Consider the following 26,383-nt stretch of genomic DNA (forward strand, 5'->3'; position numbering starts at 1 on the left):
TTTCCCGCAATCCGCTTTCCTTCATGTCACCCTTTGGGTGCAGTTCGTAGGTTCAAATCCGGGATTAATGACAAGAGATTTACCAATCTGTACTTGGAGTAGAGAATGGATTCCGGCAGTCTTTTCCACCCCGCGTTGCGCCAGCGTTTGAACCGATGACTCCATATCCGCCTTATGATCCAGCGTTGGAGTCGGTTGAAAAGCTTTCTCACGTGGGCTTTCCGGAAATAATTGCCCCACCCTCGTATGACGGGGTTTATGGAGTCGATGAGTTCAAAAACGGTTATCGGGATGCGTCTATGCGTTCGAGCTCGAATGGTGTCCATGAACGATTGGATGGACTTGTCTTTGGGGTAGGCGTAGATATTCATCTTCGATTGCTTCTTTACCTTTTCCCGTTGCAGCGACAAGCCTTTTCCCCGTTTGAGCTTGTAGCCCAGAAACTCGAATCCCCACTTGATGTGGGTGATCTTTGTTTTATCCGGGTGAAGGGTCAGCCCGAGCGATTCCAGAATGATTCTTGCGTCCCGGAGCGCCCGCGCAGCTTCCGCTTGCGTCTTGCAGAGCACCACCCAATCGTCAGCGAAGCGCGTCAGTCGGTACCCTCTGTCCGTCATTTCATGGTCGAACCGATTCAGGTAAATGTTACTAAACAGCGGACTCACTACACTACCTTGCGGCGTGCCGCTCGGTGTCGCGTATTTCTTCCCACCTTCCATGTACCCGGCTTCGAGCATTTGTCTGACCAATTTGAGAATTCTACCATCGCTTACTTGCTCCGCAATCCTGTCGACCAGCGGTTCGTGATGAACCGTCCCAAAGAAATCCCGCAGGTCTGCGTCCACAATCCATTCGCACCCGTCCATCATCTCGCGGTAAATCTTCCGCATCGCTTGGTGCGTTGACCTACCCGGACGGTATCCGAAACTGCATTCACTGAACAAGGGTTCAAAGATAGGTTCCAGCCTGTTTTTCAGCGCTTGCTGGCAGACTCTGTCCCTTATCGCCGGGATGCCGAGCGGACGCTTCTCGTTTGGCTTCCCCTTCTTGGAAATGTGAATTCGTTTGACCGGCATCGGTCGGTACATCCCTTGCTTCAGTTCTTCGTGCAGTTGTTCTAGCTCCGCCTCGGCTACGGCTTGGAAGGCCGGGATGGTGACCTTGTCAGTTCCACCACTGCCTCCGTTTGCCCTCACTGTTTCCCATGCCATTTCCAGATTTGTTCGGTGATACACCTTGTCGATTAATGAATGAACCTTTCGTCCTGTGCCTTCTGCTTTCATACGCTTCGTATCCTCCGCCTGCAAGTTTTGGGTCTTTCACTTAGGGAATATTCCTCCCTTGCCGCTTACTCGCGAAACTCATGCCAGTTCCGGTCTCCATAAAGCGAGCCGCCTTCCCCTTCTAATTCACCTTTTGAGTGAACAGAAGCCAGTCACACCAAGGTGACTGATCCGGACGTTTCTGTTGTTCGTCCGTTCTTAAGTAGTACGCGGCTCTCCGACTTCTCGCCGTGCGTCCGGTGTACATTTCGGGGTTTCCTTATAGTACCCGTTACCGAAACTGCCGCGCATTCTCTGAAGCGGCGGGCGCGGCGCGACCGCTTCGACTTTGTTTAACCACTCGTCCTGCAAGTGCATTCGTTTCAGACACGACGAGATCTCCGTGGGTCACATCGTCATCTTCAGTACCATGCCGCCCGCACACACCTTGGTGCGATGGGTGGACTAGAACGCCTTCGTCTCCATAGTGCAGACTCGACCTTGCCCCATCTTTGGCCGACCGGTTCGCGAGTTCGGGTAGCCCCGTTTCACTACGGCCTGGTACTTCTCCTCAAGCCCTTCAGACTCTGCCTCGCGGCAGACGCCCTGCCCTCCGGTAAAAAAAAAATTACCGGCCCCCGAGGCGTTACCCCCGAGTTTGGATATGAGCCCCCTAGTCCGGTGCTCAGCGGGACTTTAACCCACCTGATGATCGTGCTGCCACGCACGCACTATGGCCTCTGCTGACTTCTCACAGCAAGCTTTACTCCGTCTTTCGAAGGGTCTACTTGACGTCTGTGAGATCTCCCCGGGTAAGAGCGATAACCTTCCCCTCATCTATCTGCCACATCTACATCATGGGATTCGGGCAGTATTGGACTTCGCTTTGTTAGGCAAGCTCGTCCGTCCCACCATGCCTTGTATGTGATTTCTGTTCGTCAGACCGAGGGTTTGCCTCCGGCTTCCTTCAGATTCCGCCTCGCGGCGGACACCCTTGCCTTCAGCTAACAGTTCCTACTGCCAAGCCTGTAGTGGACTCTCACCACCGAGTTATCGCCCATGCCGGGCGCACCAATAAAAAAAGAGGAGGCTTCAGACCCTAACGGGTTCGAAGCCTCCTCTTTTTTGGCGTAACAGCAGCAGAGTTGATTACCTAAGCCTTCCGTAACCCAGAGCATCCAGCTTCCCGGCGATAACACGGTAGCCTTTTCCGTTAGGATGCAGATGATCTAGTGACAGCAGTCCCCGCTCGTTGCCGGCAAACTCATAGTAAATAGAAGCAAAGCCGCATACACTGCTGCTGTATCCTGCAGCATAGCGGTTGAAGTGCCGCACCCAGTCCGTAGCCTCCATTAGCTGGGGATAAGGGTTATATAACCCAACGACCCGAATGATATAAGGGTTAGGACTTCTTGCCTTCAACTGCCAAAGTAAGCCCATAATATCGCTGAAATTTCTTTTACATTCGCGAAGGGCCCTTTGCAGGACAGGAGACAGATTGCCCGGGCGAAGCGCTGTTGATTTGGCTGCCTTAATTAAATCGTTGCCACCGATGGACAAGGTGATAATATCAGCATTCCGGATATTCTGACGAAATATGGAATCACTACGCAGCCGCCCCTCCATCCCCTCTGTTGTCAGACCATTGATACCTAAATTCACCGCACTGATTGGCACATGCAGCCGCCCCTCCGCCAACCTCCGGTAGACTGGAACGAATCCGTTGCCCGGAAGCGCCCCGAACCCGGTAGTCAAAGAGTCGCCGATTGCTGTGTACTGATAGCTCATAACTCTCCCTCCCCGCATATAAGCTAGTTCCTTCTTTAGCTTATGAATGACGGAGCGGTCAGGCAACGGAGAGGTGTCCATACAGGGCACTCGCAGAGAGTACCTATTTCAGCGCGGCAAACGGGCTGCTTCCATCCGGCAGCAGTTCTTTGAAGGTGAATTCATAAGTGGGAAACCCGGTAACGTAGGTAGTATATTCGTAGAGCTGAAAGAAAACTACCAATTTTCCATCCTTCACATAAAAGTTCTTCTCGGTGTTAAGTCCGGTGAACCCGCCGAGATAGCCGCCCTCTGCCTTAATCAGCTTGGACAGCTTAGCGTTGAGCTCTTTTTTATAATTAGGGTTCGCCTTCAGCAGATCACCAATCAGGAGGCGTTTCCCGTCCTTCAGAGAGAAAGTAAGAGCATTGCGGTCAGTTGACCCGTGAGCACCGCCAAGATAGCTGTACTGGTCCGTGATCAGACTGAGGATGCCATCTTGGTTGTAGGTAATCACATACCCTCCGTCGAACTCATACGGGCGGTCATTCTCTATTTTATCTGCAATTTCTTTTTCAGCATCGGCTGCGAACTGGGTAAAGATCTGTTTGATTGTGTTATTGATCTTCTGCTGCGCCTCTTCATTCGCCAGCCCGCTAATCTGCGGGTAATTCAGCTTGATCGGAGCGTCCTTCCGGTCATTGATAATACTCTCCGTCTTGATGGTAATTGCATTCTGAGGTTTGCTTACGACATTCAGCCGGCCAGTGGCCGCACTCCAGTCCCCCTTATATCCCAGGAAATCGCTGAGCAGATCAAACGGCACAAAAAGCCGGTTATTGATGCTCTTCGCCGCATACTCGCTCATATAGAAATCATTGACCGAGATGGAAATTTCATAATCGTATACCGAAAGCTTAACCTGAGTCGTTCCTTTGCCAATTGTATAGGTCTTCTCGGCCTTATCATAGGTCAGCGGCATGCCCAGAGCATCACGCATAAAAGTTACCGGAACCCATACTTTGCCTTCGCGGACAATGCCGGTCTGCTGGGCGATTTTCCCGTTCACCTTCAATACAACCTGAGAATTTGCAGTTTTTGATTGAGCTGTGGATGCTGCAGCCTGACTTGTTTCTGCCGGCAACAGCCCTCCGCTTAGCAGAATACCTGCCGCCAAAATGCCTGCCCCCCATTTACGCGCCTGTTGCTTCGATATGTAATTCATAATTATTCCCCTTCCATTGGATTCACTCTTACTATTATAGAGAAATCCGGAACTGCGGTCGTTACAATGCACTTTACAGTTTCTTAAGCTTTTTGGATGATTCTCGGGCTCCTTATTACATTTCTTTAAACATAATGAGAGATTTCACTCCGCAAAAAAGAGAGACACTCCCTCCGCCGCGTACAGCAGGAGAAGCGCCTCTCAAGCTCTGTTGCCTATTTCAGTTCATACACCACGCTGAGCTGTGTCGATACTTTGACTTCTCCCGGTTCAACAGAGGTGCCGCCAGCGGCATCTGCTGCGACTTTGGACATGGCTGCATTCTCCATGTAGACCACCGGGTTATTACCGTCATCATTCTGTGTAACCGTGACTACCTGGCCCAGGCTGCGTTTGGCTGCTTTGGCAATAGCCGCTGCCTTTACATCGGCATTAGCCATCGCTTTCTCGATGACCTGTGTTTCAAATGCCGAAGGATCTTCAATGGCAAATTGAGCATTGCCAATGTTGTTCGCTCCCGCGGCGGACGCGGCATCCAGCAATGCGCCAACCTTAGTCAGGTCGCGGTAGGTTACCTGCAGCGTATGATGGGCATTGTACCCTTTAACCTGCTGGCCGTCTTTTTCACTGTAGCTGTAGTTCGGCTGTACGCTAAACTGGGTGCTCTGAATGTCCTTATCGGCAATGCCCCATGTGCCTTTCAGCAGCGCGGTAATCTTCGCAATCTTGGCTCCGTTCGTTTTCTGCGCCTCTTCTGCTGTAGCAGCCGAGGTAGTGACACCGATGGACAGATAAACAACGTCCGGCTTAATCGCGAGTTCTCCTTTGCCTGTTACACTTACGATATTTCTCTGCACATCCTCGGCGTAAGCCTTCTCAGGAGCTTGAAACGCTCCACTGAGTGCAGAACCTCCAATCATCAAGCTTCCCGCCAGCAGCACTGTTCCAAGTGTTTTACCCCATGCTTTCACGTTTGCCATCCCCTTTCATTGTTCATTAAGTGTTGGTATCCACTAGACGGAGCAGCTTGGCAAAAGTTGCATACCTTTTAAAAAAAGAAATCAAAAAAAGCCCGCGGGGGGCTTTTTGTCATACATAAATGTAAGTAAGGCCTTGCAACAATTACTGGTTCTCAAGCTCTTCTTTGCTGACGAGACTAGTCAAAGCGGTTACAGCTTGATCCGCATCGGCGCCGTCCGCGCTAATATAAATCTCCGTGCCGGAACTGATCGCCAGGCTCATAATACCCATGATGCTTTTAGCGTTCACTTTTTTATCGTCTTTTTCCACGAAAATCTCCGACGAAAATTTGTTAGCTTCCTGCACGAACAATGCTGCCGGCCGAGCGTGAAGCCCCGTCTTCAACCGTACAACTACCGGGTGCTTTGTCATGAAACGCTTACCCCCTATTTAAGATCTGCCCAAATATTTCACATTAATTTTATAATATTATATCATTATAACCTCAACCGCACTAGAAAAAAAATAATCAGCCGCCCCGAACCTTGTCCGCCATCTCATCAATTTTGCGTAAACGGTGATTAACCCCTGATTTACTGACCGTACCCTTCAGCATCTCGCCGACTTCCTTAAGGTTAATATCGGGGTGTGCCAATCTGATCTCGGCAACCTCGCGCAGCTTATCCGGCAAGCTTTCAAGACCCACCTCACGCTGCAGCAGCTTGATGTTCTCGATCTGCCGCACCGCCGCACTTATGGTCTTGTTGAGGTTGGCTGTCTCGCAATTGACAATCCGGTTCACGGAATTGCGCATATCGCGCATAATCCGCACATCCTCGAACTTGAACAACGCTTGATGCGCACCGATCAGACTCAGGAACTCGATAATCTTCTCGCCTTCCTTGATGTAGAGGATGAAGCCTTTCTTACGCTCGATGCAGCGGGCATTCAGGTGAAATTCACCAGCCAGATCCACCAGCGCTTTGCAATGCTCCTCATACATCGAAGCGATCTCCAGATGGTACGAAGATCCTTCGGGATTGTTAACTGATCCACCGGCCATGAATGCCCCCCGCAGGTACGCGCGTTTGCAGCAGTTTTTGCCGACAATTTCGGGATCAATCCCATCCGTGAAGATGAAGCCCTCGGAGACAATCCGCAGATCCTTCAGAATTTCCTGAACGTGGCTTGGGATACGTACAATATAGACGTTATTCTTCTTCAAACGCATTTTTTTACGCACGAGCAGCTCGATATGGACCTGGTAATATTTCTTAAGCAAAGAATATACCCGCCTTGCAATCGCGGCGTTCTCTGTCGAAATGTCGAGAACTACCTTTTTGCTGGAAAGCTGCACCGAGCCGTTCATCCGAATTAGCGCGGACATCTCTGCTTTCTCGCAGCAAGGCTGGCTCTCCACCATCGTCAGCTCTTTTTTGGTAAGGGCCGCAAAAGACAAGGAACTCACCTCTTTCATGTTCTTACAAGCAGAAACGGCTTAGCCGCCCTTAGAATAGCCTTATCTGGAAATCCAATTCTGTACAAGCTGGTAAATGTGATGACTGAGCTTATCTGTATCATGCCTCAGATAGGTCTTGAATAATACCAGCTTGTCGGCAATAACCTTATAGCCGTTGCCGTCTACGGCATCACGGTCAAGCTGCACCGGACGGGCACCCTTCTCCGCATACTTCACCTGGACCTGCTCGGGAATTTCACCGTCATTCACGATCACGTAATCAAATAGATGCAATCCGATGTGATCGTATACCGCCTGAAGGTGGTCACTGACCGTATAGTTGTCTGTCTCACCGGGCTGGGTCATCACATTGCAGACAAAAATTTTGATGGCATTCGAAGCCACAACCGCCTCAGCAAGCTTCGGCACCAGCAGGTTCGGCAGAATACTGGTGTACAGACTGCCCGGACCGCACAGGATAGCATCGGCGTTGCGGATAGCTTCCAGAGCCTCCGGCAGCGGTTCCACATCGGCGGGCTCCAGGAAGACGCGTTTGATAACACCGCCAGCTTCCGGAATTTTGGACTCACCGGTAATAATGGTGCCGTCCGACATCTCGGCATGCAGCACCACAGCGTCACCGGCCGCAGGCAGCACACGGCCGCGCACGGCGAATAACCGGCTCAGCTCCCGGACCGCAGTGACAAAATCACCGGAGATATCCGTAAGCGCCGCCAGAATTAAATTGCCGAGGCTGTGCCCGGCCAAGCCTTCACCGCTGCTGAAGCGGTATCTCATGATCTGGGCCATAAGCGGTTCTACATCAGCCATCGCAGTCAGTACATTGCGGATATCGCCGGGGGGCGGCATTTGCAGCTCACTGCGCAGAATTCCGGAGCTGCCCCCGTCATCGGCCACAGTGACTATCGCTGTAATATCAAGCGGCTTTTCCTTCAAACCGCGAAGCATAACAGACAACCCCGTACCCCCGCCCATAACGACGATACGCGGGCGCTGTCCTTGTTCTTCAGCCACTATTGATCCCTTCTCTCTTAATGCCGATCACGCTCGGAATCCCGGTGGCTGACCGCTACCGATTCCGTCTCGCTAACCCCCAGCATTTTGCCCAGATATTCAGCGATGGCCACTGAGCGGTGTTTGCCGCCCGTACAGCCGATGCCGATAATGATCTGCGATTTGCCTTCCTTCCGGTATTGCGGAATCAGGAAATGAAGCATATCCAGCAGCTTGGTCAGAAATGTCTGCGTCTCAGGCCACTTCATTACATAATCATAGACTTCGTTGTCCTGGCCCGTCTTTGGCCGTAAATGATCCACATAGTGGGGATTCGGCAAGAAGCGGACATCAAATACGAGGTCTGCATCTATCGGAATGCCATATTTGAAGCCGAACGAAGTTATATTGACGGAGAGCGTGCTTTTCCCTAAGTGGGAAAAGCGCGATACAATCTTCTCCTTCAGTTGTGCCGGCTTCATGCTGCTGGTGTCCAGACACAAGGTAGCCGAATTCTTCAGCTCCTCCAGCATCTGGCGCTCCAGGCGGATGCCGTCCAGCGGCATGCCTTGCGGCGCCAGCGGATGATGCCGCCGGCTCTCCTTGTAACGCTGTACAAGCACGGAATCCGTCGCATCCAGGAACAGAATTTCGAAACCGATTGTAGACTCGTCTTTGATATAGGCTAGCGATTCTGACAAAGCTGTGAAAAACTCCCGGCCGCGCAAATCAATAACGAGCGCCACTTTGGCGATTTTGCCTTTCGACTGCTCGATCAGCTCAGCGAATTTGGGAATCAGCACCGGCGGCAAATTATCGACACAGAAAAATCCAAGATCCTCCAGGCTCTGCACAGCAATCGTCTTGCCTGCACCCGACATGCCGGTAATAATAATCAGGGTGGCACCACCGGTCGGTAATTGTTCCAGTTCGGTCATCGAAGCGCCCCCTCCCTATCAATAGTATATGAATAATTCCCGCTTCTTAAGAACGCAGCAAAAGACCTGCCGCACCAATAATACCCGCATCATTTCCAAGCTCGGCAGGCACAATGGTCACGCCGGTCTGCAGCGGGGCAGGCGTCAGCTTGGCGAATACCCGGCGAACCTCGTCAAACAGAATATCACCGGCTTTGGAGACCCCGCCGCCAACAATAAACACCTCAGGGTTAAGCACGGCTGCCACGGCTGCCATGGATTTGCCCAGATAGAACGCAGCACGGTTCACGATACGCAAGGCCACTTCGTCACCGGCTTTGGCGGCATCAAAAACCTCTTTGGCGGCAATTTTTTCAACCAGGGAGAGAGACGTACGGTCGCCGCGCGCTACAGCATCATTAGCCATACGAATGATGCCTGTAGCCGAGGAAACGGTTTCCAAGCAACCCATATTGCCGCAGCCGCACTGGATGGCTTCCAGATCAGGCACTACAGAAATATGACCCAGTTCACCGGCTAGACCGGCAAACCCTTGATACACCTTGCCGTTAACAATTATACCGCCGCCGACACCAGTGCCCAGTGTGTAGCATACACAATTCTCTACACCGCGTCCCGCACCGCTCCAAGCCTCGCCCAGCGCAGCCACATTAGCATCATTGTCTATTTTGACCGGCTTGTTCAAACGATCCTCCAGAATGGAACGGATCGGCACATCTCTGAAACCAATGTTAGGCGCAAGGACGATGATTCCTTCACGGATATTCGTAAACCCGGCCAGGCCCGCTCCTACACCCGCAAGCTGATCCCAAGAATACGGGGAGTCTTCCACAATCTGACGCACATACTTTTCGATATTATCGATGACGGCATCGACGCCATCCGCAGTCCCCGTAGGCCCCTCATAGGTATGAAGCAGGTTCCCCTCGGCATTGCAGATTCCAACCTTAATCGTGGTTCCACCTAAATCCACGCCAACGTAGATACTTTCAGACATGTAACAAGCCACCTTTTTCTATGCTAAAATAGTTATTCCTACGTACCCACTATAATAGAAGGCTTCTCCGCGGTCAAGGAAAGGCGATACACCCGGCTATATGAATACAGGGGCATCTTTTACAATAGCAGGAACCTTCTTGAATTCGCCAAAAAGCCCCCTCGCGTGTCAGGCAAGGAGGCCGGGTGCGGCAGAGCTTATGATTCTTGCTGTTACTCCGATAAAATCCGTTTTTGCCCCTCCAGCGCGCGGATCGGAGCAATATTCTGAGTGAATTCGAGCGTCCCCATATAACCTCCAGATTCATCACGGACCGCAAAGTAACGAATATAGATAAATTTATCCTTAATATTAATCCAAAAATCCTCGGCGTCCTTGCGGCCTGCCTTGAAATCCTCCAGCAGCTTTTCTACCACATGCACACTTTGCGGCGGATGGCAGTTCTGCACTGTGCGTCCAATCACGGCTTTGGTGCGGGCGAAGATCCGTTCTTTCCCGTGGGAGAAGTAGCGGACTACATCATTTTCATCAATAAACGTCAGGTCTACCGGCAGATGGTTCAGCACCGTTTCAAGCTGCTGCAGCGACAACATACCTGTCTCGAAACGGATAAAGCCCTGCGGCGAAACTCCCGCCTCTTCCGGCCGTTCTACAGCTCCTTCCGGCTCAGCCGCACGCTCGGGAATCCATTCCTGCTCCGGCGCAGCCAGGCAAAAACCGATTTCATCACTCTCGCGGGCGATTTTGAGCCATTCGTCTTCTGTCAGCTTCTCAAGGGCCATCGGCAGCAGAATATTTTCTTCCTTAAATATCATCTCATTGACTTCCCGAATAATGTTCGCCAGCATTGCGCCGATCTCCTCAGGTTGACCGTTATACGGGCTGAGCGCCGCCTTGGCTGCTTTGATCATATTCCGGATGCCGTCATCCACGCCCCACATAACCTTCGTCGGACCGTAGATGCCGTATCTCTCAAGATAAGGAAACAGCAGATTCTCCTTGCGGCTATAGTGCTTGTCGAGATCAAGCAGCAGGCTCAAATCCTCCAGCAGCTTGAAGATGATTTCTTCACTGGCCTTCTTCTGAAATTTGCCGGCATGCAGCTCCAGACGGAAGTTGACCAGCCGTTCGATCTCGCGGTTCTCCAGCTTGAAGGTATGCACCGGATGGCCAGGCTGCTCTTCAGGTTTGCTGGGACGGTGAATTTCCTCGATGGAGCCCTTGAAAATAGCCGTGTGCACAGAGCACAGACGCTGTACCTCCGATACGGGGATTCCCTCCTCCGTCATCAGCGAATGTTCCATCGCAGAAATTTCCGCTACCGTGACGTCGCCGACTGCCTCGGCGAAGCGCGCTTTGACCTCCTCCACACTTTTCCCGGCGTGCAGCTCCTTAATGATCTCCTTAAGCATGGTCTGGCGGCGTGTCTGCTCAGGAATATTCGCTTCACGATTGTTAATGAGTTCGCTCATTGTTCTCTCTCCTTTTCAACTTTGGAATTAAGCTGCACTCTATTCAAGGAACTCGAAGCCGTGGCGCCAAAAAGCCTGCCGGACGGTTTCAAGATCCATTCTCTTTAATTTGACTCCTTTGGATAGGGTCATGAACCTGCCTGCCGTCTGCAGCATTCCCGGCTTCGTAATATCGTGGAAACCCAGCTCCACCATAATGTCTATGACCTCCGGATGCCGGTTCACCAGCTCGAATACGGATTCCTCCAGGCTCAGCTTTTTGCTCATGTGCCCTCCTTCAGCTTTGCAGCCCACTAATTGATAATCTTTCTCAGCAACAGCTTAGCACAGGGTATACAGGCCAATAGTGATTGTAATCACTAAGTTAAAAAAAGAGCTGGACCCAAGTAGAAACGGCTACGCCGTCCATATAAGGATAAAGTTTGGGTGAAACTTATACTTTTTTATATTTATAAAAAAAGCTGCCTCCATCCGCCTTTTACGGCTCATGGGAGACAGCTTGTGCAATACTAGAAGCTTAACTTTATTTCATGGAATTTCGAATACCGTGCGAAATGCGCATACTGCAAAATTGAGGACCGCACATGGAACAAAAATGCGCAAGCTTAGCCCCTTCCGCAGGCAGAGTCTCATCATGATATTCCAGTGCCCGCTCCGGGTCCAGCGACAGATGGAACTGGTCACGCCAGCGGAACTCGAACCGCGCCTTGGACAGCGCGTTGTCCCGTTCTTGCGCCCCTGGGTGCCCTTTGGCCAGGTCGGCGGCATGTGCTGCGATTTTGTAGGTAATGACACCCTCGCGCACATCATTCTTGCTCGGCAGTCCCAAGTGCTCCTTGGGCGTAACGTAGCAGAGCATGGCTGTTCCGAACCAGCCGATCATCGCGGCACCGATGGCAGAGGTAATATGGTCATAGCCAGGGGCAATGTCTGTGGTCAGCGGACCGAGTGTGTAAAAAGGGGCTTCCCGGCAAAGTTCTAGCTGCTTGTCCATGTTCTCCTTGATCTTATGCATCGGCACATGGCCCGGACCTTCTACCATTACCTGAACATCATGCTTCCAAGCCAGGGCTGTCAGTTCACCAAGCGTCTCCAGTTCAGCAAACTGGGCTTCGTCATTGGCATCGGCAATGGAACCGGGGCGCAGACCATCCCCCAGGGAAAAGGCCACGTCGTATGTCTTCATGATCCCGCATATCTCTTCAAAATGCGTATACAGGAAATTCTCCTGCTGATGAGCAAGACACCATGCCGCCATAATCGCCCCTCCGCGCGAAACAATCCCTGTCATTCGCCCGGCAGTTAGCGGAATATAACGCAGCAGCACCCCGGCATGAATGGTGAAATAATCCACACCCTGCTCCGCCTGTTCGATAAGTGTGTCCCGGTACAGTTCCCACGTCAAATCCTCGGCTATACCGCCCACCTTCTCCAACGCCTGATAAATCGGCACAGTGCCAATGGGCACAGGGGAGTTGCGGATAATCCATTCACGGGTAGCATGAATCTGCTTGCCAGTAGAGAGATCCATAATGGTGTCTGCCCCCCAGCGGGTGGCCCATCTCATTTTCTCCACCTCTTCCTCAATAGAAGAAGTAACGGCGGAATTCCCGATGTTCGCGTTAATCTTCACCAGAAAATTACGGCCGATGATCATCGGTTCACTCTCCGGGTGGTTAATGTTCGAAGGAATAATCGCCCTTCCGGCGGCCACCTCATCCCTTACATATTCAGGCGTTGTGTTCTCACGGATTGCAATGAATTCCATTTCCGGTGTAATGATGCCCTTCCGCGCATAATGCAGTTGGGTTACATTTCTGCCTTTACGCGCTCTTAAGGGACACCGCAGCAAACCGGAGAAGCCTTCTGCCTCCAAAAAATCCACCGTATTTCCGTCATCACCGGCCTGCTTCATTCTCCCTGCGTATTCCTCCGAATCCCCGCGCTCTGCAATCCAGCATAGACGGTGCGGCGGCAGTCCTCTGCGGACATCAGTTTCTTCAGCATCATCGGTATAGATCCCACTCGTGTCATAGACACGCAGCGGTGCATTATCCTCATCACCGGCCACCCCCTCGGTTCGGCTCAGGCTGATCTCGCGCATCGGGACCTGAATGTCTGGGCGTGAGCCCTCCACATAGACTTTACGGCTTGCAGGAAACCCCAAAAGATTGACTTCTTCCTTCTTCACTGTTTGTGACATCTCTTCTCCTCCTCCAGGCTCTGGGAGCCAAGTTGCAGACAAGAAAACGCAGCAAAAAGCCGCTCCACCTGGAGCGGCTGCTTTATTTATGAACAGCCAAAAAAGACTGACTCAATAAAAGGTCCGGCTCCACTTTCCTACGCTGGTATGATCCAGATCAGGTTCAAGGGTCCGGGAATTCAATTTTCCCGTCTCAGCCCATTCAGGCTCCCCTAGTGGGTATCTTATCTGATTACATTCAATCTACTTTCCGTGGTACTTTTTGTCAACCTCGGCGTTGCCCGGCTATTATTTATCCAGTGTTTCGCTCCAGTCATGCACCATCGTGCCTTCCAGATACTTCTCCGCATCCATCGCTGCCATACAGCCGGTTCCCGCTGCCGAGATCGCTTGGCGGTAGCGGGTATCCTGCACGTCGCCGCAAGCGAACACGCCCGGAATATTAGTTTCCGTTGTTCCAGGATTCACCACGATATAGCCGTTCTCATCTGTAGTAATCTGACCGCCCAGAAAAGCCGTATTCGGTGTATGTCCGATAGCGACGAATACGCCGTCCGCTTCCACAAGCTCCTCAAGACCTGTCTCGTTGTTGCGGACCGTCAGTCCCTTAACACCGGAATCGCCGAGGGTTACTTCAAGCGGAGTCCGGTCGAGCGCCCAGGCAACCTTGCTGTTCCCGCGCGCCCGTTCCTGCATAATCTTCGAAGCACGCAGCTCCGAACGGCGGTGAACCAGCGTTACACTGGAAGCGAAACGCGTGAGGAAGCTGGCTTCCTCCATCGCAGAGTCGCCGCCGCCGACTACGATAATCTTTTTGCCGCGGAAGAAGAAGCCGTCACAGGTTGCACAGGTGCTGACTCCGCGTCCGACATTCTCTTGTTCCCCCGGTATGCCTAAATATCTGGCCGACGCACCGGTCGAAATAATAACCGATTCCGCCTCCAGTACGCCCAGGCCATCCACGGTGATTTTGAAGGGACGCTGCGAGAAATCGACCGATTCCACCCAGCCGTTCTTAAATTCAGCACCGAAACGCTCCGCCTGCTTGCGCATATTGTCCATCAGATCGGGACCCATAATCCCTTCAGGAAAGCCCGGAAAGTTCTCCACCTCTGTCGTCGTTGTCAGTTGTCCTCCCGGCTGCAAACCTTCGATAACCAGCGGGCTCAGATTCGCACGCGCCAGATAAATCGCGGCAGTCAGACCGGCAGGACCTGTTCCGATTACAATTGTTTTGTACATTAGTATGGCCTCCTCACAAGCGGATTTAATTTAACAAGCAATGGTCTTACTGGCTCCACCGAAGCGGGTGCACCCTTTGCAAGCAACTGGACTGCTCTCAGATATTTTCGGTAAAAGGGGGCAAAATCCCCGCCTCCGCTCCATTATCCCCGACGCCGCATTCGCTTTGGATCCGCCGCGCATAGCGGCTTACCATAGAGACGGAAACACCGTAACGCTGGGCGGCCTCGCGATAGGTGACAGGATGGCCGTGCAGCTTGGCAATCAGATATTCCAATGCTGCGCACCAGCCTCCGTCATGCCGGAACAAAGGCACGTCCGGGTACAAGCTGCCTATGAACTGCCGCCAAAGGAGCTCGGCAGCCTTCTTCTGAACAGCATCATATCTCCGGTCCATCGTGCCTACCGTATGATCAATAATCCGCTGCCAGTCCTCTTTCCACTCCGGCGGTCCTTTATGGCTTGGTGCAGCAGTTTGCTGCACTCCCTTAGGTGCCGGTTTTTCATCCGGGCTGCCGCCAATCAGCCGCTGTAGGTTCAGGAGCGCTTCCTCCTGGAGCGGCTCTTGCTGAGGCCCGCCCTGCAGAGCCCCGGAGATTTCTTCGTCCTCGATCCAGCGGAGCGCCTCCGTTACTTGGAGCTTCGTGTGCGCATCGCCGTAGCGCAGCGCCCAGAAGAACGAAGCGCGCAGCAGAGGATTATTGCGTACTTCCTCTGTGAATCTGTCCGTGTTGTCCTTCCACTGCTTAAGCTGCTCCTGAAAAGGCAACTGATAATTGTAGCTGACAGGAGCCATAGGCCGGCCTTCAGCCTGTGCCAACTGCAACTGTGACAGGAAGAATTTCGGTACAGCCGACTCCGGGTCCAGCTTGGCAGCCTGCCGCCAGCAGCGTACAGCTTCACTGTACAGGCCGCTGTTGCTGGCCGCCGCCGCGCAGTAATGATACAGGCCGGCATCTCCGCCAACCTCCTCGTCCTTCAGCAGGCGGCGGAAATGACCGTAGGCCGTTCTATGCTTACCCAGAATCCCCATCGTTGTAGCCATTTTAAACACATGCTCCTGATGAAAAGGCACTGTGGCTTCAAGCATGCGCAGCAGAGCGGCGAGCTGGTCCTTATCCCCTGCATACTGCAGAAAAATCGCCATATTGCAGAGCGCATGCAGATTGCCCGGGTCCTGCTCCAGCACCTCAGACAGACATTCCTTCGCTCTGGCAAACCTGCCCATATAAAAATAGGCAAGTGCCAGATTGTTATGTGCCGCCAGAAAATCCGGGGTATTCTTAACGATTTCTTCAAGCAGCTTAACTGCTTGCGGAAACTTCCCTTCTTCCAGAAGGCTCCGGGCCCGGTCATGCTCCACCAAGCCTTCCCGGCTGCGGATACGGACAAGCGGTGCAGGACGGTTCAGCTCATACTGCAGCAGCTCCATCAGCTCTTCGGACTCTGCCATGAACTCCCCGCGGGCATCCTCCTCCAGATATGTCATAAGACTGCGTTCCGCCTCTTCAAAGCTTTCCATATTAGCGAAGTTATTAGCCATGTAGAAATGGCATTCTGTCATTGCAGGATCAATCTTTTCCAGCACATGGGTCAAAATGTCGTTAGACGCCTCATAATTCCCCATCTCAGATAATATACCCGCCATATTGCAATGATTCACCGGATTCTCCGGTTCATATTCAACAGCTTTGCGAAAATTCTTTAATGCCTTATCATATTGAAAGCGGTCCAATGACCGTACAGCTCTCTCAAAGAAAAAATTGGCATCCAGAGTGACGGGAATAACATTTCCGTTCCCCGCATCATTCTCTGAAGTTCTCTCTATCATGGAAGCAAGGCACCTCCCTTTATAAGCTTCCTAATTCTCACGAAAAATAGGAGAGCAGCGGCAAACAGCCGCCCCAGGCTCCCATCCACGCCCCTTCGTTTCCATTTCTGGTCCCGACTGTCTTCACACAGTATACCACATGTTCCAGGGGGATTCTCAAGGTCAGAGGCAACTCTTCGGGAGGAAAAAGCTTCAAAGAGCCGGCTTCAAGCAGAAACGGCTACGCCGTCCATAAAGAGACGGTATCCGTTTCAGCGAGAAATATCAGGATGATTGATGGCGTAAAACATATAAATCCTTATATTTCCGGCAAAAAAAACGCGGAAATTAAATTTCCGCGTCTCTGAACAGCTTATCTATAGAACCGCCTTCAATAATAATGCGTGTGGCCTCTGCCAGCATAGGGGCTACGGACAATACGGTGAAACGGCTGGAATGGTCATCGGGCAGCGCGATAGAGTCGGTAACAATCACTTCTTCTATATTGGGATGATCCATACGGATGATAGCCTCCCCGGAAAATAATCCGTGCGTGGCGCAAACAATGCTGTTCTTAGCCCCCCGCTCCTTCAAGCCTTCAACCACATTTACAATTGTGGTTCCCGTATCAATCAGATCCTCGATGATGATGGGTGTCCGTCCCTCTACATCACCAATCACATGCGTGATCACCGATTCGTTGTGCGCCGGACGTTTCTTGATCATAATCGCGAACGGGGAATCGAGGCGGCTGGCCAGCTTCTCCGCCATAGAGGCGCGCCCGGCATCGGGAGAAACAACGACCAGATCTGTCAGCCCTTTCACCTTCAGATATCCGCTGATCAGATCCAGCGCCGTCAGATGATCGACCGGAATGTTAAAAAAACCTTGAATGGCTGCTGCGTGCAGATCAATTGTAATCACACGGGAAGCTCCCGCAGTGGTAAGCACATCGGCAACCATCTTGGCCGATATCGGCTCACGCGGCGCGGATTTGCGTTCCTGCCGGGCATAGCCGTAATAAGGAACAATAATATTTACAGTTCTCGCCGATGCGCGTTTGGCAGCATCAATCATAACCAGCAGCTCAACGAACAACTCATTAATGGGATGCGCGAGGGATTGCACCAAAAATACGTCACAGTTCCGGATGCTTTCTTCATAATGCACATAAATCTCGCCGCTCTTGAAGCGGGTCAGCTTAATCTGGCCCAGCGGGGCACCCAGACGCTCCGCAATATCTGCGGCCAGCTTCGGATTCGACGAACCGGAAAAAATACGCAATTGATGATGATGCATTAGTACCCTCCTGAGGATCAAAATTTATAGTTTAAACGGAACAGTTGTACGAAGACGGCCCTCAAACACCGCCAATTCACGGAAGCCTATGCGCCACAGTAAGCTTCGCGCTTCCTTGAGGCCGTCTCCCAGCTTCATTGGGTCATGGGCGTCAGACCCCAAGGTGAGCGGAATATTCAGCGCCAGTGCCTGCTGCAGCACATGCTCCGCCGGAAACATCTCGGCACAGGGCTTCGTTAGCCCCGAAGCATTAAGCTCCATGGCAATCCCGCTGCTTGCTATGGCTTTCAGCGCATCCAGTTCCAGCTCTCTCACCTCGGCTCTGTCTTCCGGTGTCTGCGGACCGTAGCCGAACCGCTTGATAACATCCATATGTCCTATAATATCATATAATCCCGATAACGCCGACTTCCGTACTGCATCATAATAACGCCGATAAACCTCCATCACATCCTGGCCTTCCCAGCCATGAATCTGCCGGTGGTCCGTAATGTCCCATTCCCCCAGAAAATGCACGGAGCCGATCAGATAGTCCCAGGGATACGGTGACAAAAGCCCGCGAATCTGCTCCTCATAGCCTTCGATATAATCGGCTTCCAGTCCCACGCGCAGCTCAATGCTTCCGCGATAGCGCTCCTTCAGCGTCAAGCATTCCTCCACATAGCGGGGAAGCTCGGAGAGCGGCATGGCCATCTCCGGGTAGTAGCTCTCCGGGTCCACGTGAATGAGCGGCAGGTGGTCCGACAGTCCAAGCTGCTGCAGTCCAAGCTCAATGCCGCGCTGCACATATTCCTCAAGCTTGCCTACCGCATGGCCGCAGCGTTCATGATGGGTATGGTAATCAATTCGCATGCTGAGGGTCCCTCCTAATCGCGGCGCGGCCGTTCATGGCGGGCGCTAAGCTCATCCATAATCTCATCCAGCGGAAGCTTGCGCTCCTGCAGCAGCACAAGCAAATGGTAGATCAGATCACTGACCTCAAGGCGCAGCTCGGCATTATCTTTATTTTTGGCGGCGATGATCGTTTCGGAAGCCTCTTCGCCCACCTTCTTGAGGATCTTATCAACGCCTTTGTCGAACAGATAGGTCGTATATGCACCTTCCGGACGCTCAGTTTCACGCTCGGCAATAACCAGCTCCAGCTCGCCCAATACGGCAAAACGGTCACTGTCTGCGGCTTCTTGCCGGGTCTTTGCTCCGCCCGCTGCTGGCGGGGTGCTCAGCGGAAGCTCGCGGAAGAAGCAGGAGGTTTCTCCTGTATGGCAAGCCGGTCCTTCCGGCACAACCTTGACCAGCAGCGTATCACTGTCACAATCATAGTGAATCGAAGCAATCGCCTGGGTGTTGCCCGAGGTTCCGCCTTTATGCCATAGCTCGCCGCGCGAGCGGCTCCAGAACCAGGTCTGTCCGCTCTCCAGCGAGAGCTTCAGCGACTCCTTGTTCATATAAGCAAACATCAAGACTTCCAGACTGTCCGCATCCTGCACCACGGCAGGCAGCAGTCCGGCTTCATTCCAACGGATGCCCTCCAGCACTTCTTGCTGGCTCAAAGCATTACTTTGCTCATTTTCACTCATCGGATCTCCACCCCTTTTTGCTTCAAATCGGCCTTCAAATCATGAATTGCAATCTCTTTATAGTGAAAAATCGTTGCCGCCAGTCCTGCATCGGCCTTACCTTCGGTGAACACATCGTAAAAATGCTCCGTCTTCCCCGCTCCCCCGGAAGCAATCACAGGAATGGTGAGCAGGTCAGCGACCGCTGCGGTCAGCTTCAAATCGAAGCCGTCCTTGGTGCCGTCGGCATCCATACTGGTCAGCAGAATCTCGCCCGCGCCCAGTCTCTCGGCTTCCTTGGCCCAGGCCAGCGCACGGATACCGGTAGGCTTGCGCCCGCCGTGCGTGTATACCTCCCACTCGCCCCACGCCTCATTATATTTGGCATCCATCGCAACCACAATGCACTGGGCGCCGAAACGCCGCGCACCTTCCAGAATAAGCTGCGGATTGTTGACAGCCGCTGTATTGATGCCGATTTTATCGGCACCGGCGCGCAGAATTCGCTTCATATCCTCTGGCGTGGAGATGCCGCCGCCCACCGTGAAGGGGATGGCGATTTCGCCTGCGGTCTGCCGCACCACCTCAACCATTGTAGCCCGGCCTTCCACGGAAGCGGAAATGTCCAGGAACACAAGCTCGTCCGCGCCTTCCCGGTCATACAACGCCGCCAGCTCCACCGGATCGCCGGCATCGCGCAGGTTCACAAAATTCACGCCTTTAACTACTCTTCCGTCCTTCACATCCAGACAGGGAATGATTCGTTTGGCTAACATGAGATAACCCCTTCCATGAGTTTTCGAGTGAACACCTTTTTCGATCGTCCTAGATCCCCCTTAGCCAAGGGGGACCCCAGGGGCCCCGGCCCTCTGGACACCCGGATGGCAGACGTGGGCGCGGGGGGATGTATGCTCCTGGGCTACTGTGTGCCAGGAGCGCCAACCCCTGCGGGGCGGCTTCTACGGTAGAGCGCCAGCAAGGGCAACACCCCGACCTTCGTGTTCCACGGTTGCCCCCGCGGGACGGCGGCTTCGCACCGCCTGCAAGAGGATAAGCCGCATATGGACTACCTGTGTAGCAGTAGGTGGACTCAGCAGTAGATAGATTTGCACGGGCCGTTTGTGTGGCAGTAGCTGAACGGTGCATGGACTCAGCAGTAGATAAATCTGTACGGGCTGCCTGTGCGGCAGTAGCTGAACCGTACATGGACTCAGCAGTGGATAAATCCGCACGGGCTGCCTGTGCGGCAGTAGCTGAACCGTACATGGACTCAGCAGTGGATAAATCCGCACGGGCTGCCTGTGCGGCAGTAGCTGAACCGTACACAGGCTCAGCACTAAACAAATCTGCACGGGCTGCCTGTGTGGCAGTAGTTAAACCGTGCATAAGCTGCCTGTATAATAGTAGTTAAACCATGCGCGGGCTACCTGTGTAGCCAGTACATTAGCCATATCTGCGGCTTCAGTCGCAATTTCAACATGACTGCACTTTTTACAACAGATGACCTCCAAATCAACCGAAAACCCGAATCTATTGTATCCTCTCAGACTGTCGAGAAAGTCCGACCCTAATTCAAAACATTACCGCGTTGTCGTGGTATAATATGGAGTGAAAATAAAAGAAAGTGGTGGTTCGTTTGCTGCACAGCGATCAGGAAAATCCTCAACTCGAATATGAATTAGTTTGCATGGAGGCTCTTGTGCCTGAAGATCATGTGCTGCGTCATTTGAAACGCCATATGGACTTTTCTTTTATTACCGACCGGGTCCAAGAATACTATCACCCCACGCATGGACGGCCTTCCATTGACCCCATTCGCTTCTTTAAAATGCTGTTGGTGGGCTATCTGTTTGGCATACGCTCCGAGCGGCAACTGGAGCAAGAGATTCGGGTGAATATTGCCTACCGCTGGTTTTTGGGACTCTCGTTCACGGACACGGTTCCCCATCATTCCACCATCAGTTGGAATCGGCACCACCGGTTTAAAGGCACGTCAGTGTTCCAAGATCTCTTCGATGACGTCGTCCGTGTGGCGATGTCTCACGGGATGGTCGGGGGGCGCTTGCAGTATACGGATTCCACTCATATGCAGGCGAATGCGAACAACCATAAGTTTCAGATGAAAGAACAACTGAAGACCCCTTCGGCCTATCTGGAGGAACTGGAAGCAGCGGTCAATGAAGACCGTAAGGCCCATGGAAAGCCCGCGCTGCCGCCGCAGAAGCCCAAAGCCATCCACGAGATGAACAAGGTCAGTACGACCGATCCAGACAGCGGGTACATGACCCGAAAAGGCAAGCCGGAGGGCTTTTTTTACCTGGAGCACCGGACGATGGATGCAAAATATGGCATCATCACGGACTCCTTCGTCACGGCGGGCAATGTGAATGATTCCACGGTCTACATCGATCGGCTGGATCGGCAGTGTCAAACCTTCGGGTGGTCTGGCACGATAGAAGGAGTCGTCCTGGATTCGGGCTATTTCGGCAATTATATCTGCAAGAGCCTGGAGGAACGAACGATTAAAGCTGCCATCGCTTCGCGCCGAATCCCCGTACTCCCCGGGATGTTTGCCAAAACCGATTTTACGTATGAAGCCGACCTACAAGCCTACCGCTGCCCTGCGGGAGAACTGCTGCCCTATACCACAACGAGCCGCGACGGGGATCAGATCTACACGTCGAAGGCTTCCGTTTGCCAGAACTGCGCGTTGCTTGACCAGTGCACAAGTACCCAGCGAAAACAGCGCACCGTGTCCCGGCATATCTGGGAACACTTTAAGGAACGGGTGATGGCGTACACTCGAAGTGAGATGGGCCGACAAATCTATGCCAAACGTAAAGAAACGATAGAGCGGAGTTTTGCAGAGTCCAAAGAACTCTACGGACTTCGCCGTTGCCGGTTGCGGACTCGCGAAGGGGTCCAAGAACAAGCGTTGATGACCAGCATGGCACAGAACCTCAAACGGATAGTCAGGGTACTGGCGAAGAGAGAGGATTCGCTGGGCTCGTTGGGAATGCAGCAAATTCAGACCTTTTTTTGGCGGGTTTTCCTAACTCTCATCCCGCTGCATCCACAATGAAAACGCTTTTCTCGACGATCTGATCCTCTACAGTAGAATCCAACATAAAAGACACTTTTGACCAGAATTCCAGAAATCTATTGCACGAAATACAGCAGAAGCCGATTCAGCACATAACAATTAGCTTTCTATTGTAGAAAGTGCAATCACTTTATAAAGCGCCTTACAGTTAATCAACATGACTTGAAGCTCTAATTGCATTACGTGCAGCTATTTACTCATTTTTTTAGCAATCGAGATGTTTAAATGTACTTCGCACAACTAAACTCGGGCGTTTTTGTGTTAAAGGGCGAAATCACCATTTATAACTGTAAGAAATACATTTAAAAATCATATCCTGCGCTTTAGGCAAAGAATAATTGTACGAAGTACAGTTAAGCATCTGCTGGATAAGTTTTCACCCCAATATACTCCCCACTAGACCGTTATCTGTTACATTCGGACGGTAATCACAGCTATCCATATCAAACAGAGCGGTTCATTGAAGACATCTGTGCAAACCTTCAACGTCCAATGCCGGATTAGTGAATGGTCATAACCTTCAAAAGACTCCATCAGCCATGCAGCCATGCACCAATGTTAATCTACTCCCAGCCAGCGCTCGTCAGGGTCCCGCCGCTATACACAGACATAACGCGTCTTCCTACTCCCCGCCCAGCGCCCGCAGCGCTTCCGCAAGATCAATATTGCCGGTGTACAGCGCTTTACCGACTATCGCGCCGCCAACGCCGCTGCCACTATGCACATTCAGCCGCAGCAGATCATCCAGACTGGTGACACCGCCTGAGGCAATGACGGTTTTGCCGCTGGTAGCAGCCATGGACAGGATACCCTCGATATTAGGCCCCTGCATCATACCATCGCGGGAAATATCGGTGTAAATGAACGTTTCCGCACCTTTTGCCGCAAGTTCCTTGGCCAGATCCTCGGCACGCACCTCGGAGGTGTTCAGCCAGCCGTGTGTAGCCACGTATCCGTTACGGGCATCAATACCAATGGCGACCTTATCGCCATATTTAGCTAGAACCGCCTCCGTAAAAGCATGGTCGTTAATCGCGGCTGTCCCGATAATCACCCGGCTGACCCCAAGGCCCAGCAGCTTCTCCACATCAGCAAGCGTGCGCAGCCCGCCTCCTACCTGAACGGGAACACCTGCATTTTTGGCGATAGCACCTATGATGGCGTCGTTCACAGGATGGCCGGCCTTGGCTCCGTCCAGGTCCACGAGGTGAATAAATTGCCCGCCCTGCTCCTCCCACGATTTGGCTACCGTTAGCGGGCTATCGTTATAGATGGTTTCCTGATTGTAGTCCCCTTGCTGCAGTCTGACGCATTTTCCATCCCGGATATCAATCGCCGGATATACAATAAAAGAAGACATGTGACGCTCCCCGCTTTCGTTACAATATAGTGATAGCGGGCGTACGCCCGCTCTCCCGTCAGCTCAAATAGCAACGCTGCGCCGTCCATACAAGAAGCTAGCTTCCGAAGCAGTGATACTCCGTATCGCTTTCAAGTATCGTTTCAGCGAGAAATATAAGGATAAAGTATAGCGTGAAGCTTATACTCTCCTATATTTTCAAAAAATTGCCCAGCAGTTTGATTCCCAGCTCCCCGCTTTTCTCCGGGTGAAACTGCATGCCGAATACCTTCCCCCGGCCAACAATCGACGTTACCGGATGCCCGTAATCCGTGACAGCCAGCAGATCGCTCTCTTCCGCCACAGTGGCATGGAAGGAATGGACGAAATAGACATGTCCCTCTTCAAGCCCAGCAAACAGTGGACTCTGCGGCTGGAGGAACTCCAGCCTGTTCCAGCCCATATGCGGCACCTTGTAGCCCTCACGGGGTTCAAAACGCGCGACCGAGCCGGGCAAAAGATTCAAGCCCTCATGGGTGCCGTACTCTTCACTGCTGCTGAACAGCAGTTGCATCCCAAGGCATATGCCGAGCAGCGGCTTACCTGAGGCGGCGGCTTTTTTGACCACAGCATCCAGCCCGCTGCTCCGCAGATGCTCCATTGCATCGCCAAACGCACCGACTCCCGGCAAAATGACGCTATCGGCCGACAGAATCTCCCCGGCATCACCCGTCACAAGACTCTTATAACCAAGTCGTTCCACCGCCTTGCTGACACTATGCAGATTGCCCATGCCGTAATCGACGATTGCAACGGTCATCCTACAGCACTCCCTTCGTGGAAGGCACACCCTTCACCCGCGGGTCAATCAGAGTTGCTTCGTCCAGCGCCCGTCCCAGGGCCTTGAATATCGCTTCAATCATGTGGTGCGTATTCGAGCCATAATGTACGATCACATGCAGCGTAATCCGGGCTTCGAGCGCAAATTTCCAGAGAAATTCATGAACCAGCTCCGTTGAAAAGCTACCCACCTGCTGCGATGGATACGCAGCCCGGTATTCAAAATGCGGCCGGTTGCTGATGTCGATCACAACCTGAGCCAGCGCCTCGTCCATCGGAATGAAGACATTCGCGTAGCGTTTGATGCCTTTTTTGTCACCAAGCGCTTCAAGCAATGCCTGTCCGAGACAGATCCCGATGTCCTCCACCGTATGGTGGTCGTCAATCTCGATGTCGCCCCGCGCCTGCACGGATAAATCGAACTGGCCGTGCTTGGTGAACAAGTCCAGCATATGATTCAGAAAAGGTACATCCGTCTCCAGTTCGGAAACCCCACTGCCATCCACGGCCAGGGAGAGCTTAATGTCCGTTTCGTTGGTTTTACGGCTGAGTCCGGCCTGGCGGACTGCCTGAGCCTCGTTGTTATTTTCCATTCCCGTCTCCACCCTTCGCTTCATTCTCCAGTCTGATCTCTATCGCCCGGGCATGGCCCTCCAGCCCTTCACGGCGGGCCAGCTCGATAATCGTTGGCCCATCCTTCAGCAGCGCTTCTTTGCTGTAATAGATCAGGCTTGATTTCTTGATGAAATCATCCACATCCACCGGCGATGAGAAACGCGCTGTGCCGTTGGTTGGAATAATATGATTCGGTCCGGCAAAATAATCGCCGACCGGCTCCGAGCTGTACGGCCCGAGGAAGATCGCCCCGGCATTCTCAATGCTGCCGAGCAGTCCCATCGGGTCCGCTGTTACAATCTCCAGATGCTCCGGCGCCAGCCGGTTCACAACGCTGACCCCTTCCTCCAGCGACTCGACGACGATGATCGCGCCGTAGTTGTCCACGGACACGCGCGCGATAGCCTCGCGCGGAAGCTCCCGTAGCTGCCGCTCTACTTCGGCAGCAACAGCCTCCGCGAGGCGCTGCGATGGCGTAACCAGGATCGCCGAGGCCATCTCGTCGTGCTCGGCCTGCGAGAGCAGGTCGGCCGCGACGCTGGCGGCCTCAGCGGTATCGTCGGCGAGCACGACGATCTCGCTCGGTCCGGCGATGCTGTCGATATCGACAGCGCCGTAGACCTCGCGCTTAGCCAGGGCCACGTAGATGTTCCCTGGCCCGCAGATCTTATCGACCGGCGCGATGGTCGCCGTGCCGAAGGCCAGTGCGGCGACCGCCTGCGCGCCGCCCACGCGGTAAATCTCGTTTACACCGGCTTCGGCGGCGGCAACGAGAATGTAAGGATCAATGCCCTCCGTGCCGCCGGTCGACGGCGGAGTGACCATCACGATCTCCGGCACTCCGGCGATCTGAGCCGGAATAACATTCATCAGCACCGAGGACGGGTAGGCCGCCTTGCCGCCGGGAACATAGACGCCCACTCGCTTCAGCGGGCGGATGATCTGGCCGAGGATCGTGCCGTCCGGCTGCAGATCCATCCAGGAATTGCGTTTCTGCCGGGCATGGAACGCCCGGATATTGGCCGCAGCGGCGCGGATCGCGGTAACGAAGGATTCCTCTACCCGCCCATAGGCGGCCTGAAGCTCATCCTCCGTCACCCGAAGCTGCGCTGCCGTAAGCACAGCGCCGTCGAAGCGCTCAGTATAGCGGAGAAGTGCCGCGTCGCCTTCTTTTTTGATATCGGCCACAATTTCCTTCACGGCCTTATTCTGCTCCGGCGTTCCGTACTCCACTTCCCGCTGCAGCTTAAACTCCTTGCTCGATTGCACCTTCACCGCTGCT

At 53.1% G+C, this 26,383-nt stretch carries 23 protein-coding genes and 1 riboswitch; of the genes, 1 reads left to right on the forward strand and 22 read right to left on the reverse strand.

Translation table 11 applies throughout. The features are described 5' to 3' along the window. Nucleotides 1-26: 26 nt before the first annotated feature. The 18 genes from ltrA to hisF all read right to left on the reverse strand — a co-directional run bounded on the left by ltrA (nt 27) and on the right by hisF (nt 19,980). Nucleotides 27-1,283, reverse strand: coding sequence for a group II intron reverse transcriptase/maturase (ltrA, locus tag B212_RS0126775; RefSeq protein ID WP_019910324.1), 1,257 nt, complete (start codon nt 1,281-1,283; stop codon nt 27-29). A 1,128-nt stretch (nt 1,284-2,411) separates the two neighbouring features. Then, nucleotides 2,412-3,050: a GDSL-type esterase/lipase family protein gene (locus B212_RS0126780; protein ID WP_019914355.1), complete on the reverse strand. Its 639-nt coding sequence runs from the start codon at nt 3,048-3,050 to the stop codon at nt 2,412-2,414. Between the two features lie 103 nt (nt 3,051-3,153). Continuing rightward, nucleotides 3,154-4,254, reverse strand: a complete 1,101-nt coding sequence (locus B212_RS0126785) for a PdaC/SigV domain-containing protein (RefSeq protein ID WP_019914356.1) — start codon at nt 4,252-4,254, stop codon at nt 3,154-3,156. A 215-nt stretch (nt 4,255-4,469) separates the two neighbouring features. Beyond that, nucleotides 4,470-5,225, reverse strand: a complete 756-nt coding sequence (locus tag B212_RS0126790; protein ID WP_019914357.1) for an SIMPL domain-containing protein — start codon at nt 5,223-5,225, stop codon at nt 4,470-4,472. Nucleotides 5,226-5,376: 151 nt separating this feature from the next. After that, complete coding sequence (locus B212_RS0126795; protein ID WP_019914358.1) at nt 5,377-5,646, reverse strand: HPr family phosphocarrier protein; 270 nt, start codon at nt 5,644-5,646, stop codon at nt 5,377-5,379. 97 nt (nt 5,647-5,743) lie between these two features. Beyond that, nucleotides 5,744-6,673, reverse strand: coding sequence for a DNA-binding protein WhiA (gene whiA, locus B212_RS0126800; RefSeq protein WP_019914359.1), 930 nt, complete (start codon nt 6,671-6,673; stop codon nt 5,744-5,746). 60 nt (nt 6,674-6,733) lie between these two features. Continuing rightward, nucleotides 6,734-7,669: a gluconeogenesis factor YvcK family protein gene (locus B212_RS0126805; protein WP_156830399.1), complete on the reverse strand. Its 936-nt coding sequence runs from the start codon at nt 7,667-7,669 to the stop codon at nt 6,734-6,736. Between the two features lie 56 nt (nt 7,670-7,725). Further along, nucleotides 7,726-8,625 (reverse strand): RNase adapter RapZ, encoded by a 900-nt coding sequence (gene rapZ / locus B212_RS0126810; RefSeq protein WP_019914361.1) that lies wholly within the window; start codon nt 8,623-8,625, stop codon nt 7,726-7,728. Between the two features lie 46 nt (nt 8,626-8,671). After that, entirely contained in the window at nt 8,672-9,622 is a 951-nt protein-coding gene (locus B212_RS0126815; protein ID WP_019914362.1) for an ROK family glucokinase, read from the reverse strand. Nucleotides 9,623-9,834: 212 nt separating this feature from the next. Beyond that, nucleotides 9,835-11,094 carry a DUF438 domain-containing protein gene (locus tag B212_RS0126820; RefSeq protein ID WP_019914363.1) on the reverse strand — a complete coding sequence of 420 codons (1,260 nt, stop codon included), beginning with the start codon at nt 11,092-11,094 and terminating at the stop codon, nt 9,835-9,837. Nucleotides 11,095-11,133: 39 nt separating this feature from the next. Continuing rightward, entirely contained in the window at nt 11,134-11,361 is a 228-nt protein-coding gene (locus B212_RS0126825) for a DUF1858 domain-containing protein (RefSeq protein ID WP_019914365.1), read from the reverse strand. A 256-nt stretch (nt 11,362-11,617) separates the two neighbouring features. Further along, nucleotides 11,618-13,297 carry a phosphomethylpyrimidine synthase ThiC gene (thiC, locus tag B212_RS32560; RefSeq protein WP_019914366.1) on the reverse strand — a complete coding sequence of 560 codons (1,680 nt, stop codon included), beginning with the start codon at nt 13,295-13,297 and terminating at the stop codon, nt 11,618-11,620. A gap of 117 nt (nt 13,298-13,414) precedes the next feature. Further along, nucleotides 13,415-13,521, reverse strand: a riboswitch (TPP riboswitch). Nucleotides 13,522-13,585: 64 nt separating this feature from the next. After that, nucleotides 13,586-14,539: a thioredoxin-disulfide reductase gene (gene trxB, locus B212_RS0126835; protein ID WP_019914367.1), complete on the reverse strand. Its 954-nt coding sequence runs from the start codon at nt 14,537-14,539 to the stop codon at nt 13,586-13,588. 97 nt (nt 14,540-14,636) lie between these two features. Further along, nucleotides 14,637-16,370, reverse strand: a complete 1,734-nt coding sequence (locus tag B212_RS0126840) for a tetratricopeptide repeat protein (protein WP_019914368.1) — start codon at nt 16,368-16,370, stop codon at nt 14,637-14,639. Between the two features lie 327 nt (nt 16,371-16,697). Next, a complete protein-coding gene (locus B212_RS0126845; protein ID WP_019914369.1) occupies nt 16,698-17,648 on the reverse strand; it encodes a ribose-phosphate diphosphokinase in 951 nt (316 codons plus the stop codon). Between the two features lie 24 nt (nt 17,649-17,672). Then, nucleotides 17,673-18,500, reverse strand: a complete 828-nt coding sequence (gene hisJ / locus B212_RS0126850; protein WP_019914370.1) for a histidinol-phosphatase HisJ — start codon at nt 18,498-18,500, stop codon at nt 17,673-17,675. 14 nt (nt 18,501-18,514) lie between these two features. Further along, nucleotides 18,515-19,225, reverse strand: a complete 711-nt coding sequence (hisIE, locus tag B212_RS0126855) for a bifunctional phosphoribosyl-AMP cyclohydrolase/phosphoribosyl-ATP diphosphatase HisIE (protein WP_019914372.1) — start codon at nt 19,223-19,225, stop codon at nt 18,515-18,517. Further along, nucleotides 19,222-19,980, reverse strand: a complete 759-nt coding sequence (gene hisF, locus B212_RS0126860; RefSeq protein WP_019914373.1) for an imidazole glycerol phosphate synthase subunit HisF — start codon at nt 19,978-19,980, stop codon at nt 19,222-19,224. The genes hisIE and hisF overlap by 4 nt, the downstream gene beginning before the upstream one ends. A gap of 860 nt (nt 19,981-20,840) precedes the next feature. On the opposite strand from hisF, the gene B212_RS0126865 reads away from it, so the two are divergent. Next, nucleotides 20,841-22,286: an IS1182 family transposase gene (locus B212_RS0126865; protein WP_019914374.1), complete on the forward strand. Its 1,446-nt coding sequence runs from the start codon at nt 20,841-20,843 to the stop codon at nt 22,284-22,286. A 643-nt stretch (nt 22,287-22,929) separates the two neighbouring features. On the opposite strand, the gene hisA is transcribed toward B212_RS0126865, so the two are convergent. The 4 genes from hisA to hisD all read right to left on the reverse strand — a co-directional run bounded on the left by hisA (nt 22,930) and on the right by hisD (nt 26,376). Next, nucleotides 22,930-23,667 (reverse strand): 1-(5-phosphoribosyl)-5-[(5-phosphoribosylamino)methylideneamino]imidazole-4-carboxamide isomerase, encoded by a 738-nt coding sequence (gene hisA, locus B212_RS0126870; protein WP_019914375.1) that lies wholly within the window; start codon nt 23,665-23,667, stop codon nt 22,930-22,932. Nucleotides 23,668-23,857: 190 nt separating this feature from the next. After that, entirely contained in the window at nt 23,858-24,466 is a 609-nt protein-coding gene (gene hisH / locus B212_RS0126875) for an imidazole glycerol phosphate synthase subunit HisH (protein ID WP_019914376.1), read from the reverse strand. Nucleotide 24,467: 1 nt separating this feature from the next. Next, nucleotides 24,468-25,079 carry an imidazoleglycerol-phosphate dehydratase HisB gene (gene hisB, locus B212_RS0126880; protein WP_019914377.1) on the reverse strand — a complete coding sequence of 204 codons (612 nt, stop codon included), beginning with the start codon at nt 25,077-25,079 and terminating at the stop codon, nt 24,468-24,470. Next, the gene (gene hisD, locus B212_RS0126885) at nt 25,069-26,376 is read right to left on the reverse strand and encodes a histidinol dehydrogenase (RefSeq protein ID WP_019914378.1); all 1,308 of its coding nucleotides are present in this window, start codon (nt 26,374-26,376) and stop codon (nt 25,069-25,071) included. The genes hisB and hisD overlap by 11 nt, the downstream gene beginning before the upstream one ends. Nucleotides 26,377-26,383: the final 7 nt, after the last annotated feature.

Origin of the sequence: Paenibacillus sp. HW567, from assembly GCF_000374185.1 — a bacterium.
Taxonomy (GTDB): domain Bacteria; phylum Bacillota; class Bacilli; order Paenibacillales; family Paenibacillaceae; genus Paenibacillus_AQ.

Bases quoted from the DNA above. Each gene is read 5' to 3' on its own strand.
- B212_RS0126785 (WP_019914356.1), bottom strand. From the start codon at position 4,254: ATGAATTACATATCGAAGCAACAGGCGCGTAAATGGGGGGCAGGCATT.
- hisA (WP_019914375.1), bottom strand. From the start codon at position 23,667: ATGTCTTCTTTTATTGTATATCCGGCGATTGATATCCGGGATGGAAAA.
- hisIE (WP_019914372.1), bottom strand. From the start codon at position 19,225: ATGAGTGAAAATGAGCAAAGTAATGCTTTGAGCCAGCAAGAAGTGCTG.
- B212_RS0126780 (WP_019914355.1), bottom strand. From the start codon at position 3,050: ATGAGCTATCAGTACACAGCAATCGGCGACTCTTTGACTACCGGGTTC.
- hisB (WP_019914377.1), bottom strand. From the start codon at position 25,079: ATGGAAAATAACAACGAGGCTCAGGCAGTCCGCCAGGCCGGACTCAGC.
- trxB (WP_019914367.1), bottom strand. From the start codon at position 14,539: ATGTACAAAACAATTGTAATCGGAACAGGTCCTGCCGGTCTGACTGCC.
- thiC (WP_019914366.1), bottom strand. From the start codon at position 13,297: ATGTCACAAACAGTGAAGAAGGAAGAAGTCAATCTTTTGGGGTTTCCT.
- B212_RS0126805 (WP_156830399.1), bottom strand. From the start codon at position 7,669: ATGGGCGGGGGTACGGGGTTGTCTGTTATGCTTCGCGGTTTGAAGGAA.
- B212_RS0126820 (WP_019914363.1), bottom strand. From the start codon at position 11,094: ATGAGCGAACTCATTAACAATCGTGAAGCGAATATTCCTGAGCAGACA.
- B212_RS0126840 (WP_019914368.1), bottom strand. From the start codon at position 16,370: ATGATAGAGAGAACTTCAGAGAATGATGCGGGGAACGGAAATGTTATT.
- ltrA (WP_019910324.1), bottom strand. From the start codon at position 1,283: ATGAAAGCAGAAGGCACAGGACGAAAGGTTCATTCATTAATCGACAAG.
- B212_RS0126795 (WP_019914358.1), bottom strand. From the start codon at position 5,646: ATGACAAAGCACCCGGTAGTTGTACGGTTGAAGACGGGGCTTCACGCT.
- B212_RS0126815 (WP_019914362.1), bottom strand. From the start codon at position 9,622: ATGTCTGAAAGTATCTACGTTGGCGTGGATTTAGGTGGAACCACGATT.
- hisJ (WP_019914370.1), bottom strand. From the start codon at position 18,500: ATGCGAATTGATTACCATACCCATCATGAACGCTGCGGCCATGCGGTA.
- rapZ (WP_019914361.1), bottom strand. From the start codon at position 8,625: ATGACCGAACTGGAACAATTACCGACCGGTGGTGCCACCCTGATTATT.
- hisF (WP_019914373.1), bottom strand. From the start codon at position 19,980: ATGTTAGCCAAACGAATCATTCCCTGTCTGGATGTGAAGGACGGAAGA.
- hisH (WP_019914376.1), bottom strand. From the start codon at position 24,466: ATGACCGTTGCAATCGTCGATTACGGCATGGGCAATCTGCATAGTGTC.
- B212_RS0126825 (WP_019914365.1), bottom strand. From the start codon at position 11,361: ATGAGCAAAAAGCTGAGCCTGGAGGAATCCGTATTCGAGCTGGTGAAC.
- B212_RS0126845 (WP_019914369.1), bottom strand. From the start codon at position 17,648: ATGCATCATCATCAATTGCGTATTTTTTCCGGTTCGTCGAATCCGAAG.